The organism is Streptomyces sp. NPDC094032, assembly GCF_040303965.1.
GTDB lineage: Bacteria > Actinomycetota > Actinomycetes > Streptomycetales > Streptomycetaceae > Streptomyces.
Map to the genome: position 1 here is coordinate 67,347 of NZ_JBEOUE010000023.1, position 12,114 is coordinate 79,460.

The 12,114-nt window shown below is 73.2% G+C and carries 13 protein-coding genes; 10 read left to right on the top strand and 3 right to left on the bottom strand.

Annotated elements, in window-relative coordinates; genetic code table 11:
- Window positions 1-37 precede the first annotated feature (37 nt).
- Window positions 38-1,120, top strand: a complete 1,083-nt coding sequence (locus tag ABTZ54_RS27450) for an ABC transporter permease (RefSeq protein ID WP_351668064.1) — start codon at window positions 38-40, stop codon at window positions 1,118-1,120.
- The gene (locus ABTZ54_RS27455) at window positions 1,117-1,806 is read left to right on the top strand and encodes an ABC transporter ATP-binding protein (RefSeq protein ID WP_351668066.1); all 690 of its coding nucleotides are present in this window, start codon (window positions 1,117-1,119) and stop codon (window positions 1,804-1,806) included. Before ABTZ54_RS27450 ends, ABTZ54_RS27455 begins: the two co-directional genes overlap by 4 nt.
- Before the next feature lie 90 nt (window positions 1,807-1,896).
- Here the strand turns inward: ABTZ54_RS27455 and ABTZ54_RS27460 are convergent, their stop codons facing one another.
- Complete coding sequence (locus ABTZ54_RS27460; RefSeq protein WP_351668068.1) at window positions 1,897-2,703, bottom strand: IclR family transcriptional regulator; 807 nt, start codon at window positions 2,701-2,703, stop codon at window positions 1,897-1,899.
- A gap of 333 nt (window positions 2,704-3,036) precedes the next feature.
- Here ABTZ54_RS27460 and allB point away from each other — a divergent pair, with 333 nt between their 5' ends.
- Entirely contained in the window at window positions 3,037-4,371 is a 1,335-nt protein-coding gene (allB, locus tag ABTZ54_RS27465; RefSeq protein WP_351668070.1) for an allantoinase AllB, read from the top strand.
- A gap of 1 nt (window position 4,372) precedes the next feature.
- Window positions 4,373-5,488: an allantoicase gene (gene alc, locus ABTZ54_RS27470; RefSeq protein WP_351668072.1), complete on the top strand. Its 1,116-nt coding sequence runs from the start codon at window positions 4,373-4,375 to the stop codon at window positions 5,486-5,488.
- Between the two features lie 127 nt (window positions 5,489-5,615).
- Here alc and ABTZ54_RS27475 read toward each other — a convergent pair whose 3' ends face one another.
- Window positions 5,616-6,356: an SDR family NAD(P)-dependent oxidoreductase gene (locus ABTZ54_RS27475; RefSeq protein ID WP_351668074.1), complete on the bottom strand. Its 741-nt coding sequence runs from the start codon at window positions 6,354-6,356 to the stop codon at window positions 5,616-5,618.
- A gap of 169 nt (window positions 6,357-6,525) precedes the next feature.
- Here ABTZ54_RS27475 and ABTZ54_RS27480 point away from each other — a divergent pair, with 169 nt between their 5' ends.
- Both ABTZ54_RS27480 and ABTZ54_RS27485 read left to right on the top strand, forming a co-directional pair.
- On the top strand, window positions 6,526-7,134 hold the full coding sequence (locus ABTZ54_RS27480; RefSeq protein ID WP_351668076.1) for a dihydrofolate reductase family protein: 609 nt from the start codon (window positions 6,526-6,528) through the stop codon (window positions 7,132-7,134).
- Window positions 7,135-7,247: 113 nt separating this feature from the next.
- On the top strand, window positions 7,248-8,174 hold the full coding sequence (locus ABTZ54_RS27485; RefSeq protein ID WP_351668078.1) for a DMT family transporter: 927 nt from the start codon (window positions 7,248-7,250) through the stop codon (window positions 8,172-8,174).
- A 3-nt stretch (window positions 8,175-8,177) separates the two neighbouring features.
- On the opposite strand, the gene ABTZ54_RS27490 is transcribed toward ABTZ54_RS27485, so the two are convergent.
- The gene (locus ABTZ54_RS27490; protein WP_351668080.1) at window positions 8,178-8,402 is read right to left on the bottom strand and encodes a hypothetical protein; all 225 of its coding nucleotides are present in this window, start codon (window positions 8,400-8,402) and stop codon (window positions 8,178-8,180) included.
- Window positions 8,403-8,558: 156 nt separating this feature from the next.
- On the opposite strand from ABTZ54_RS27490, the gene ABTZ54_RS27495 reads away from it, so the two are divergent.
- Genes ABTZ54_RS27495 through ABTZ54_RS27510 form a run of 4 tightly spaced genes read left to right on the top strand, consistent with a single transcriptional unit; the run spans window position 8,559 to window position 12,075 of the window.
- A complete protein-coding gene (locus ABTZ54_RS27495) occupies window positions 8,559-9,788 on the top strand; it encodes a sensor histidine kinase (protein ID WP_351668082.1) in 1,230 nt (409 codons plus the stop codon).
- Window positions 9,785-10,468, top strand: coding sequence for a response regulator (locus ABTZ54_RS27500; RefSeq protein ID WP_351668084.1), 684 nt, complete (start codon window positions 9,785-9,787; stop codon window positions 10,466-10,468). Before ABTZ54_RS27495 ends, ABTZ54_RS27500 begins: the two co-directional genes overlap by 4 nt.
- A gap of 9 nt (window positions 10,469-10,477) precedes the next feature.
- Window positions 10,478-11,656 (top strand): cytochrome P450 family protein, encoded by a 1,179-nt coding sequence (locus ABTZ54_RS27505; RefSeq protein ID WP_351668086.1) that lies wholly within the window; start codon window positions 10,478-10,480, stop codon window positions 11,654-11,656.
- On the top strand, window positions 11,650-12,075 hold the full coding sequence (locus tag ABTZ54_RS27510; protein WP_351668088.1) for a PaaI family thioesterase: 426 nt from the start codon (window positions 11,650-11,652) through the stop codon (window positions 12,073-12,075). Before ABTZ54_RS27505 ends, ABTZ54_RS27510 begins: the two co-directional genes overlap by 7 nt.
- The last annotated feature ends 39 nt before the right edge of the window (window positions 12,076-12,114 follow it).

The following is a 12,114-nucleotide window of genomic DNA, read 5'->3' on the forward strand; positions in this document are numbered from 1 at the left end:
ATGCCCCCGGGCACCCCCGCCGAGCAGGCTTGGCCCCATGTTCGTGGCATGGAGAGACCTGAGATTCGCCAAGGGGCGATTCACGTTGATGGGCACGGTGATCGTTCTGATCACCCTGCTGGTGGGACTGTTGTCGGGGCTGACGGCCGGCCTCGCGCGGGAGAACATCTCCGCGATCACCGGCCTGTCCGCGGACCGGCTGGCCTTCGCGGCCCCGCCCGCTGGGCAGTCGGTCTCCTTCACCAATTCGACCGTCACCGAGAGCCAGTGGCGGGACTGGGCCGGACGGCCGGGGGTCGAGAGTGCCGAGCCGCTCGGCATCCGTACGCTCAACGCCACCGCCGGTGACCGCACCGCCGCGCTCTCCGCCTTCGGTACGGAGCCGGGCGCCGGCATCGCGCCGGAGAGCGGGAAGCTGGGCCCCGGCAAGGCGGTGCTCTCGGAGTCGGCGGCCAAGGAGCTGGACGTCCGGGCGGGCGACCCGGTGCGCCTGGGCCCCGTGGAGGCCACGGTCGCCGCCGTCTCCGGCGACGCCTCGTACAGCCACACGCCCGTCGTGTGGACCTCCCTCGACGACTGGCAGAAGCTGGGCCACAGCGGCACCACGGCGGAGGAGCAGGCGACGGTGATCGCGCTCAGCGGCTCCGGCGTGGACTGGGCCGCCGGGGACGCGGCCGAGAAGACCTCCTCGAAGACGCCCGACGAGGCGCTCACCGCCATAGGGTCCTACCAGGCCGAGAACGGCTCGCTCCAGATGATGCGCGGCTTCCTGTTCGCGATCTCGGCGCTCGTCATAGGGGCCTTCTTCACCGTCTGGACCATCCAGCGCAGCGGTGACGTGGCCGTCCTGAAGGCGCTCGGCGCCTCCACCCCGTACCTCCTGAAGGACGCCCTCGGGCAGGCCGTGATCATGCTCGGCGCCGGCACCCTGATCGGCACCGGTCTCGCCTCCGGCATCGGCGCCCTGATCAGCGGCGGAGACGTGCCCTTCGTCCTCCAGCCGCTGACCGTCCTTGGCCCGGCCGCCGTGATCATCGTGCTCGGTGTGCTCGGCGCGGCGCTGTCCATCCGGCGGATCACCGCCGTCGACCCCCTGACCGCCCTCGGGAGCGCGCGGTGACCACGAACAACCTCGTCCTCGACGACGTGACCCTGACCTACCCCGACGGCGACGGACGGCTGACCGCCCTCGACGCGGTCTCCCTGGACGTCCCCGCGGGCACCCTGACGGCCGTCGTCGGCCCCTCGGGCTCCGGCAAGTCCAGCCTGCTCGCGGTCGCCGCGACCCTGGTGACCCCGGACAGCGGCCGGGTGGTGGTGGCAGGGGAGGACATCGGGCCGCTCGACCAGGCGGCCAAGGCCCGGCTGCGGCGCGAGCGGATCGGCATCGTCTTCCAGCAGCCCAACCTGCTGCCCTCCCTCAACACGCTGGAACAGCTGGAGGTGATGGCCCACCTGTCCGGGCGGAAGGACGGGGCGGTGCGCGAGCGGGCCATGACGCTCCTCGGCGCGGTCGGCCTCGCCGATCAGGCGCACAAGCGCCCGCACCAGCTCTCCGGCGGCCAGCGCCAGCGCGTGAACATCGCGCGGGCCCTGATGAACGAGCCCTCGGTCCTCCTGGTGGACGAGCCGACCAGCGCCCTGGACCACGAGCGGGGCGCGGCCGTCATGGAGCTCCTCGCCGGCCTCACCCGCGAGCGCGGCACCGCGACCGTCCTGGTCACCCACGACCGCACCCACCTGGGGCGCGCGGACCGCACGGTGACGGTGCGGGACGGGCGATTGACGGAGGACGCGTCGGTCTGACGGCCGCCCCATCCCCTCGCGCGTACGAGAAGGCGCCCGGATCCATGGACGGATCCGGGCGCCTTTTCCGTACGCGTACGGGGACGAGGGCTACGCCCCGGAGTTGCCCGCCGTGTTCGCCAGCGCCGCGGAGAGCTCCTCGGCGACCTGCTGGAGGATCGGGACGATCTTCTCGGTCGCCGCCTCCGTCACGCGGCCGGCCGGGCCGGAGATGGAGATCGCGGCGGCGGTGGGGGAGTCGGGGACGGAGACCGCCAGGCAGCGGACTCCTATCTCCTGCTCGTTGTCGTCCACCGCGTACCCCGTCTCCCGCACCGCGGCGAGCGCGTCGAGGAAGCCGTCGGGGGTGGTGATGGTCTTCTCGGTGGCGGCCGGCATGCCGGTACGGGCGAGCAGCGCGCGCACCTCGTCCGCCGGGGTGTACGCGAGCAGCGCCTTGCCGACGCCCGTGGAGTGCGGCAGCACCCGGCGCCCCACCTCGGTGAACATGCGCATCGAGTGCTTGGACGGCACCTGGGCGACGTACACGATCTCGTCGCCGTCGAGCAGCGCCATGTTCGCCGTCTCGCCGGTCTCCTCGACGAGCCGGGCCAGGTACGGCCGGGCCCAGGTGCCGAGCAGGCGGGAGGCGGACTCGCCGAGGCGGATCAGCCGGGGGCCGAGCGCGTACCGCCGGTTGGGCTGCTGGCGTACGTAGCCGCAGGCGACCAGGGTGCGCATGAGGCGGTGGATGGTGGGCAGCGGAAGCCCGCTGCTGGCGGAGAGCTCGCTCAGCCCGACCTCGCCGCCTGCGTCGGCCATCCGCTCCAGGAGGTCGAAGGCACGCTCAAGGGACTGGACGCCACCGCTCGCGGCGGGCTTGGCGGCGTCGGTGGTGCTGGCGCTGGACGTCGGCACGGCAACGGTCCTTTCGGGGCAGGCGGGCAAGGCAGCAGCCTACCGGGCGGGTGGCCGGGACACACGGCCCGGTTCCGGCGTCCGCGCCGGTCAGGGGGGTGTTTGTCCGGTGTCGGCGGTCGGCGGGGGGCCTGGTGGACGGCCCCGCATGTACGGAGCTACGTTCTACTGTACGAAATTTATATTCCACTCTGTGGAAACATCCAAGCGAGGTTCAAGAGTCGCCCATGCTGGAAGTGTGCCCTTGACGACATGTCGTCTCGCGTGAAGACTCCTTCAACAGTTCGTTGAATTTCTGCTTCGTGGAAGAAGTTCGTGGAAGAAGGGGTACGGGTGGACGTCAACCTGGTCCTGCGCTCGACGCGCGTCATCACTCCCGAGGGGACGCGCGCCGCCTCGATCGCCGTCGCCGGCGGGACGATCGCGGCCGTGCTGCCGTACGACGCCGAGGTACCGGCCGGTGCCCGGCTGGAGGACGTCGGCGACGACGTCGTCCTGCCCGGACTCGTCGACACCCACGTGCATGTGAACGACCCCGGCCGCACCGAGTGGGAGGGCTTCTGGAGCGCCACCCGGGCCGCCGCCGCCGGTGGCATCACCACCCTGATCGACATGCCGCTCAACTCCCTGCCGCCCACCACCACGGTCGAGAACCTGCGGGTCAAGCAGGAGGTCGCCCGCCCCAAGGCGCACATCGACACCGGCTTCTGGGGCGGCGCGCTGCCCGACAACGTCAAGGACCTGCGCCCCCTGCACGACGCCGGGGTCTTCGGCTTCAAGTGCTTCCTCTCGCCGTCCGGCGTCGACGAGTTCCCGCAGCTCGACCAGGACCAGCTGGCCGCCTCGCTCGCCGAGATAGCCGGCTTCGGCGGACTGATGATCGTCCACGCCGAGGACCCGCACGAGCTGGCGGCCGCCCCTCAGAAGAGCGGCGAGAAGTACGCCGACTTCCTCGCCTCCCGGCCGCGCGTCGCCGAGAACACCGCGATCGAGAACCTGATCAACCAGGCCCGTCGCCTCGGCGCCCGCGTCCACGTGCTGCACCTCTCCTCCTCCGACGCGCTGCCGCTGATCGCCGCCGCCAAGGCCGAGGGCGTACGCATCACCGTCGAGTCCTGCCCGCACTTCCTCACCCTCACGGCCGAGGAGGTCCCGGACGGCGCCACCGAGTTCAAGTGCTGCCCGCCCATCCGCGAGGAGGCCAACCAGGACCTGCTCTGGCAGGGCCTCGCCGACGGCACCATCGACTGCGTCGTCTCGGACCACTCGCCGTCCACCGCCGACCTCAAGACCCCCGACTTCGCCTCCGCCTGGGGCGGCATCTCCTCCCTCCAGCTCGGCCTGCCCGCCATCTGGACCGAGGCCCGCCGCCGCGGCCACGACCTCACCGACGTGGCCCGCTGGATGTCCGAGGCGCCGGCCCGGCTCGCGGGTCTCGGGCAGAAGGGCGCCATCGAGGCCGGCCGTGACGCCGACTTCGCGGTGGTCGACCCGGACGCCACCTTCACCGTCGACCCGGCGGAGCTCCAGCACCGCAACCGGGTCACCGCCTACGCGGGCCGCACCCTGTACGGCGTCGTCACCTCCACCTGGCTGCGCGGAGAGCGGATCGCCGACCGCGGCGTCCTCGCCGAGCCCTCCGGCCGCCTTCTCGAAAGGAACAACTGACGTGTCGTCCATACCCAGCTTCACCGGTGACGCGAGCCCCTACGGCGGCGGCGACCCGTACGCCGACTACCGCACGGCGGACTTCCCGTTCACCCAGTACGCGGACCTCGCCGACCGCCGCCTCGGCGCGGGCGTCGTCGCCGCCAACGACGAGTTCTTCGCCGAGCGCGAGAACCTGCTGAAGCCCGAGGCCGCCGAGTTCGACCCCGAGCACTTCGGCCACAAGGGCAAGATCATGGACGGCTGGGAGACCCGCCGCCGCCGTGGTGTCTCCGCCGCCGTGCCGCACCCCACCGAGGACGACCACGACTGGGCCCTCGTACGGCTCGGCGCCCCCGGCGTCATCCGCGGCCTCGTCGTCGACACCGCCCACTTCCGCGGCAACTACCCGCAGGCCGTCTCCGTCGAGGCCGCCTCGGTCGCCGGCTCGCCCTCGCCCGAGGAGCTGCTCGCCGACGACGTGAAGTGGACGACGCTCGTCCCGCGCACCGCCATCGGCGGCCACGCCGCCAACGGCTTCGCCGTCGACGTGGAGCAGCGCTTCACCCACCTGCGGGTCAACCAGCACCCCGACGGCGGCATCGCCCGCCTCCGTGTCCACGGCGAGGTCGCCCCCGACCCGAAGTGGCTCGGCGTGCTCGGCACCTTCGACCTCGCCGCCCTGGAGAACGGCGGCCAGGTCGAGGACGCCTCCGACCGCTTCTACTCCCCGGCCACCAACACCATCCAGCCCGGCCGCTCGCGCAAGATGGACGACGGCTGGGAGACCCGCCGCCGCCGCGACAAGGGCAACGACTGGATCCGCTACAGCCTCGCCGCCGAGTCCGAGATCCGCGCCGTCGAGATCGACACCGCGTACCTCAAGGGCAACAGCGCCGGCTGGGCCGCGCTCTCCGTGGCCGCCGAGGGCTCCGAGGAGTGGACCGAGATCCTGCCCAGGACCCGCCTCCAGCCCGACACCAACCACCGCTTCGTGCTCGACACGCCGGCCGTCGGCTCGCGGGTGCGGATCGACATCTTCCCCGACGGCGGCATCTCCCGCCTCCGTCTCTTCGGCTCCCTCACCGAGGCGGGCGCGGCACGGCTGACCGCCCGCCACCAGGAGCTGGGCGGCTGATGAGCCGGGCGGGGAGGACCTCCCGCCCGGACCCCTGAACTGGGCGGGTACGACACCCCGCCCGGCACACGAGGGCGCACCGGCCGACAGCACCGGTGCGCCCTCGCCCCTTCTCCCGCCCTCCGGCTTACGCCGCGTGCCCGCCGTCCACCGAGAACTCGGCGCCCGTCACGTACGCCGCGTCCGGACCGGCCAGGAACGCCACCATCGCGGCGACCTCCTCGGCGGTGCCGAAGCGGCCGAGGGCCGTCATCCCGGACTGCGCCCCGGCGTACGGGCCGTCGGCCGGGTTCATGTCCGTGTCCGTCGGGCCCGGGTGGACGATGTTCGCGGTGATGCCGCGCTCGCCCAGCTCCCGCGCCAGCGCCTTCGTCAGGCCGACGAGCGCCGCCTTGCTCGTCGCGTACAGCGTGCCGCCGGGGCCGGGGACCCGCTGGGTCATGCAGGTGCCGACGGTGACGATCCGCGCGCCCCGCTCCATCCGCGCGGCCGCCGCCTGCGAGGCCAGGAAGGCGGCGCGGACGTTCACCGCGAGCACCCGGTCCACCTCGGCCAGGGTCAGCGACTCCAGCGGGCCGAGCACCCCGACGCCGACGTTGTTGACCAGCACGTCGAGCCGCCCGAACGCGTCCGCCGCCCACTCCACCGCCCCCGCCGCATCGCCCGCGCTCCCCGCGTCGGCCCGCAGCGCCAGCGCCTTGCCGCCGGCCGCCTCGATCCGCGCGGCGACCTCGCGGGCCCGCTCCTCGGCCCGGACGTAGGTGAAGGCCACGTCCGCGCCCTCCCGGGCGAGCCGGACGGCCGTCGCCGCCCCCACGCCCCGGCTGCCACCGGTGACCAGAACCGCCTTGCCGCTCATGCCGGCCATGTCGAAACTCCCTCGCACTGTCCGTTGTCGTTGCGAGTTCAATCAAACGCGGGGCGGGGTCCCGGCGCTGGCGGGAAACGGACGGTGAGGCGAGCACCGATGAGTTCCGCCGGGCGGCACGGTCGATACCGGTGAGACACGATGGTCCGGAAGAGAAAGGGCACCTGTCATGGCCACCCTGAGCCTCACCCAGTTCCTCTCCCTCGACGGCGTCCACCAGGCCCCCGGCGGCCCGGAGGAGGACCCCAGCAGCGACTTCGACCTCGGCGGCTGGTCCGTCCCGTACGGCGACGAGGACTTCGGCCGCTTCATCGCCGAGGTCTTCGAGCGGCCCACCGCCTTCCTGCTGGGGCGGCGCACGTACGACATCTTCGCGGGCTACTGGCCCAAGCGCACCGACCCCTCCGACCCGGTCGCGCACAAGCTCAACACCCTCCCCAAGTACGTCGCCTCGCACACCCTGACCAGCGCCGACTGGCACGGCACCACCGTGCTCTCCGGCGACGTCGCCCAGGAGGTCGCCGACCTCAAGGGACGGCTCGACGGCGAGATCCAGCTGCACGGCAGCGCCGGCCTCGCGAAGACACTCATGGAGTACGACCTCATCGACACCCTCCACCTCGCCGTCTTCCCCGTCGTCCTCGGCAAGGGCCTGCGCCTCTTCGCTGACGGCGCCAGGCCCACCGCCTTCCGGCTCACCGCCGCGCGCACCACGGCCGCCGGGGTCGCCATCCAGACGTACGAGCTGGCCGGCCGTCCCGCGTACGGGAGCTACTGAGCGATTCGCCCCTGACAAGGTGTAGCCACCACGGGCCGGTTCCGCTACGGTGATCGCCTCCACGTGCGAGCCGTCGAAGTCTCCACCCCGTTCATCGAGTTGGAGCCGGCTCCATGTCCTCCGTCGCCGTACCCGTAGCCCTCGACGCGCCGCGCCGCGCCTGGCTCACCGACCTGCCCGTACTGCTCGTCGCGGTCGTCTGGGGCGCCAGCTACCTGGCGGCCAAGGGCATCACCACCACCCACACCGTCATCGCGGTGCTGGTCCTGCGCTTCGCGGTGGTGCTGCCCGTCCTCGTCGCGGCGGGGTGGCGCAGGCTGCGGGCCCTGAGCGCCGCCCAGTGGCGCGGCGCCGGGACCCTCGGTCTCATCCTCGCCGGGATCTTCCTCCTGGAGACGTACGGGGTCGTCCACACCTCCGCCACCAACGCGGGCCTGATCATCAGCCTCACGATGATCCTCACCCCGCTCGCCGAGGCCGCCGTCACCGGCACCAGGCCGCCCCGCGCCTTCCTCGCCGCCGCCGCGCTCTCCGTCGCGGGCGTGGTGCTCCTGACGCAGGGCGGCGGCTTCACCGCGCCCTCCCTCGGCGACCTGCTGATGCTGCTCGCGGCGCTCGCCCGTACCGTGCACGTCCTCGCGATGTCCCGGATCAAGGCCGTGCGCAGCGCCGACTCGCTCTCCCTCACCACCGTCCAGCTCGGCTCCGCCGTCGCCGTCTTCGGCCTCCTCGCGGCCCTGCCCGGCACCGGCGCCTCGCCCTGGTCCACGGCGCTCGGCTTCGGGCCCCGCGAGTGGGCCGGACTGCTCTTCCTCTCCGTCTTCTGCACGCTCTTCGCCTTCTTCGTACAGATGTGGGCCGTACGCCGCACCTCCCCGTCCCGGGTCAGCCTGCTGCTCGGCACCGAGCCGCTGTGGGCCGCCGCCGCGGGCATCGCCCTGGCCGGCGACCGCCCCGGCGTCCTCGGCCTCGCGGGCGCCGTCCTCGTCCTCGCCGGTACGACCTGGGGCCGCCGCGCCGCCGACGCGGACCCGCGCTAGCCGTCAGGACCTCTTCGGTACCCGGTCCGACACGATCATGATCACCAGGCCGAGGGCCGCGATCACGATGTTCGCGAACAGCTCCCGGCCCTCCAGGAACCACACGTGGTCCGTCAGGAACCGGGTCACCCCCATCAGCTTGAACCACCCGTCGGTGAGCTCGCGGAGCACCCCGCACACACCGAAGACCATGACCAGAAAACCCGTGACCTCAAGAAACCTCTTCATGCCCCGAGCTTGATCCACACGGGCTCCCGGCCGCGTCCGCCACCGGTATCCCGCCCGCCGCCCGCCGTACGACCGAAGTCGCCGCCCGTGCGACTTTGGTATCCGGCCCGCCGCTCCACCCCGCGCTCCCCGCCCCCGTCTGCGTACATTTCCGGTATGACACGCACGGCACGCCCGGAGCGGCTCACCTGGCTGCTCCCCTCCCACCTGGTCGCGGCCGCCGGGGCCGAGCGCACCGGTCCACGGGGCCGGCCGCGGCGCACCGTGCGGGACTGGATCGTCGACACCACGATCTTCCTGCTCGCCGCCTTCGTCGGGCTGCTCGCGGCCGAGACCAGCGCCACGTACAGCAGCGAGGCGGTCGCGCTCACCGACCAGATCGTCGGCGGCCTCGCCTGCTGCGCCGTCTGGCTGCGCCGCCGCTGGCCCGCCGGGCTCGCCGTCACCCTCTCCGTGGTCAGCGTCGTCGCGCCCACCGCGGGCGGCGCCGTCCTCGCGAGCCTGTTCAGCGTCGCCGTACGGCGCCCCTTCCGCGAGGTCGCCTGGATCGGCGCCCTCGCCACGGCCGCCTCCGTCGTCCAGGTCTTCGTCCGCCCCGACCCCACCGTCAACGTCGTCGTCGCCATCGGCCTCGGCGTCGTCCTGATCCTCCTCGTCACCGCCTGGGGCATGCTCGTCCGCTCCCGCCGCCAGCTCGTCGAGGCGCTGCGCGACCGGGCCGTACGCGCCGAGGCCGAGGCCGAGCTCCGCTTCGAGCAGGCCCAGCGGCTCGCCCGGGAGGCCATCGCCCGCGAGATGCACGACGTCCTCGCGCACCGGCTCACCCTGCTCAGCGTGCACGCCGGCGCCCTGGAGTTCCGGCCCGACGCCCCGCCCGAGCAGGTCGCCCGCGCCGCCGGGGTCATCCGCGACAGCGCCCACGAGGCCCTCCAGGACCTGCGCGAGATCATCGGCGTCCTGCGCGCCCCCGGAGAGGAGGCCGCCGACCGGCCGCAGCCCACCCTCGCCACCCTCGACAGCCTGGTCGACGAGGTCCGCGAGGCCGGGATGCGGGTCGTCCTCGACACCACCGTCACCGATCCCGGCTCCGTCCCCGCCGCCACCGGGCGCACGGTCTACCGCATCGCCCAGGAGGCCCTCACCAACGCCCGCAAGCACGCCCCCGGCGCCGAGGTCACCCTCACCCTGCGCGGCCGCCCCGGCGAAGGACTGACCGTCGAGGTCCGCAACCCCGCCCCCACCGGGCCTGTACCGCCGGTCCCCGGCTCGGGACAGGGCCTCATCGGACTCACCGAACGGGCCACCCTCGCCGGTGGCCGGATGGAGCACGGCGCCACCCCCGACGGCGGGTTCGCCCTGCGCGCCTGGCTACCGTGGCCCGCATGACCATCCGTCTGCTCATCGTCGACGACGACCCCCTGGTCCGCGCGGGCCTCGCCCTGATGCTCGGCGGCGCCGAGGACATCGAGATCGTCGGCGAGGGCGCCGACGGAGCCGAGGTGCCCGCCCTCGTCGAACGGCACGCCCCCGACGTCGTCCTCATGGACATCCGGATGCCGCGCGTCGACGGCCTCACCGCCACCGAGCGGCTGCGCGCCACCAGCGGCGCCCCCGAGATCGTCGTCCTCACCACCTTCCACGCCGACGAGCAGGTGCTGCGCGCGCTGCGGGCCGGCGCCGCCGGGTTCGTCCTCAAGGACACCCCGCCCGCCGAGATCGTCGCCGCCGTCCGCCGGGTGGCCGCCGGCGAGCCCGTGCTCTCGCCGGCCGTCACCCGCCAGCTGATGAGCCATGTCGCCGGGCAGCCGGACGCACCGCCCCGCCGCGCCGGCGCCGCCGAGCGCCTGGCCCTGCTCGCCGAGCGCGAGCGCGAGGTCGCCGTCGCCGTCGGCCGGGGCAGCTCCAACGCCGAGATCGCCGCCACCCTCTACATGAGCGTCCCCACCGTCAAGACCCACGTCTCGCGCATTCTGGCCAAACTCGGCCTCAACAACCGTGTCCAGATCGCCCTGCTCGTCCACGACGCCGGACTGCTCGATCTTCACGAGGGTGAGGACGGTGCATAGGCTGGGCCGATGGCCGTCATCGATCTGGGGGAGTACGGCGCGGACTTCACCGCGAACCCGTACCCGTATTACGCCAAGCTCCGCGAACAGGGGCCCGTCCACGAGGTCCTGATGCCGGACGGCATGCCCGCCTGGCTCGTCGTCGGATACGAGGAGGCCCGCGCCGCCCTCGCCGACCAGCGCCTCTCCAAGTCCTTCTCCGCCTTCGGCATGGCGCTGCCCGAGGAGGAGATCGTCGGACCGAACCTGCTCATCGTCGACCCGCCGGACCACACCCGGCTGCGCAAGCTGGTCGCCGGAGAGTTCACCGGCCGCCGGGTCGAGGCGCTGCGCCCGCGCATCCAGCAGCTCACCGACGAGCTCCTCGACGCGATGGAGCCGGACGGCCGCGCCGACCTCGTCGACTCCTTCGCCTTCCCGCTGCCCATCACCGTCATCTGCGAGCTGCTCGGCGTCCCCGCCGCCGACCGCGACTCCTTCCGCGCCTGGTCCAACGAACTGGTCGCGCCGACCGGCGACATGACCGAACGGCAGGCCGTCGAGGGCTTCGGCGGCTACCTCGACGCGCTCATCGAGGACAAGCGGGCCGCGGGCCCCGCCGACGACCTGCTCTCCGCGCTCATCACCACCCGCGCCGAGGACGGCGACCGGCTCTCCCTGCCCGAACTCCGGGCCCTCGCCTACCTGCTGCTCATCGCGGGCCACGAGACCACCGTCAACCTGATCTCCAACACGGTCCGGGCCCTGCTCTCGCACCCCGACCAACTGGCGGCCCTGCGCGCCGACTTCGACCTGATCGACGGCACGATCGAGGAGGGGCTGCGCTACGACGGCCCGGTGGAGAGCGCCACCCTCCGCTTCGCCCCCGAGGCGCTCACCCTCGGCGGCGCCGAGATCCCCGCCGGCGCCATCGTCCTGGTCGCCCTCGCCTCCGCGGCCCGCGACCCGCGCCGCTTCCCGGAGCCGGACAGCTTCGACGTCCGGCGCGACCCGCGCGGCCACCTCGCCTTCGGCCACGGCATCCACTTCTGCCTGGGCGCCCCGCTCGCCCGCCTGGAGGGCAAGATAGCGATCCGGACACTTCTCGAACGCTTCCCGAGGCTCGCACTCGACCCCGAGACGGGTCCGCTGGAGTGGGTGGGCGGCTTCCTGATCCGCGGCACCCGCCGCCTGCCGGTCGTATGGTGACGCCCGTGGACTTCGACCTGGACATGGCCCGGAAGGTGCTGGACGCCCAGCCCTTCAGCCGGTTCCTCGGCGCCCGGATCACCGCCTTCGGTGACGGCGCGGCGACCCTGGAGCTCGACATCCGCGACGAGCTGCGGCAGCAGAACGGCTTCGTGCACGGCGGAGTCCTCTCGTACGCCGCCGACAACGCGCTCACCTTCGCGGCGGGCGCCGCCCTGGGCCCGGCCGTCCTGACAGCGGGCTTCTCCATCCAGTACGTCCGCCCGGCCCGCGGCACGCTCCTGCGCGCCCGCGCCTCGGTCGTCCACGCGGGCCGCCGCCAGGCGGTCGTCCGCTGCGACCTGCTCACCGTGGACGGGGACGGTGACGAGACCCTGTGCGCCGTGGCCCAGGGGACGGTCCTGGCGACGGAGGGCTGAGGCTGCGCGGGGTTTGCCGGGGTTTCCCCGGCCGCCCGC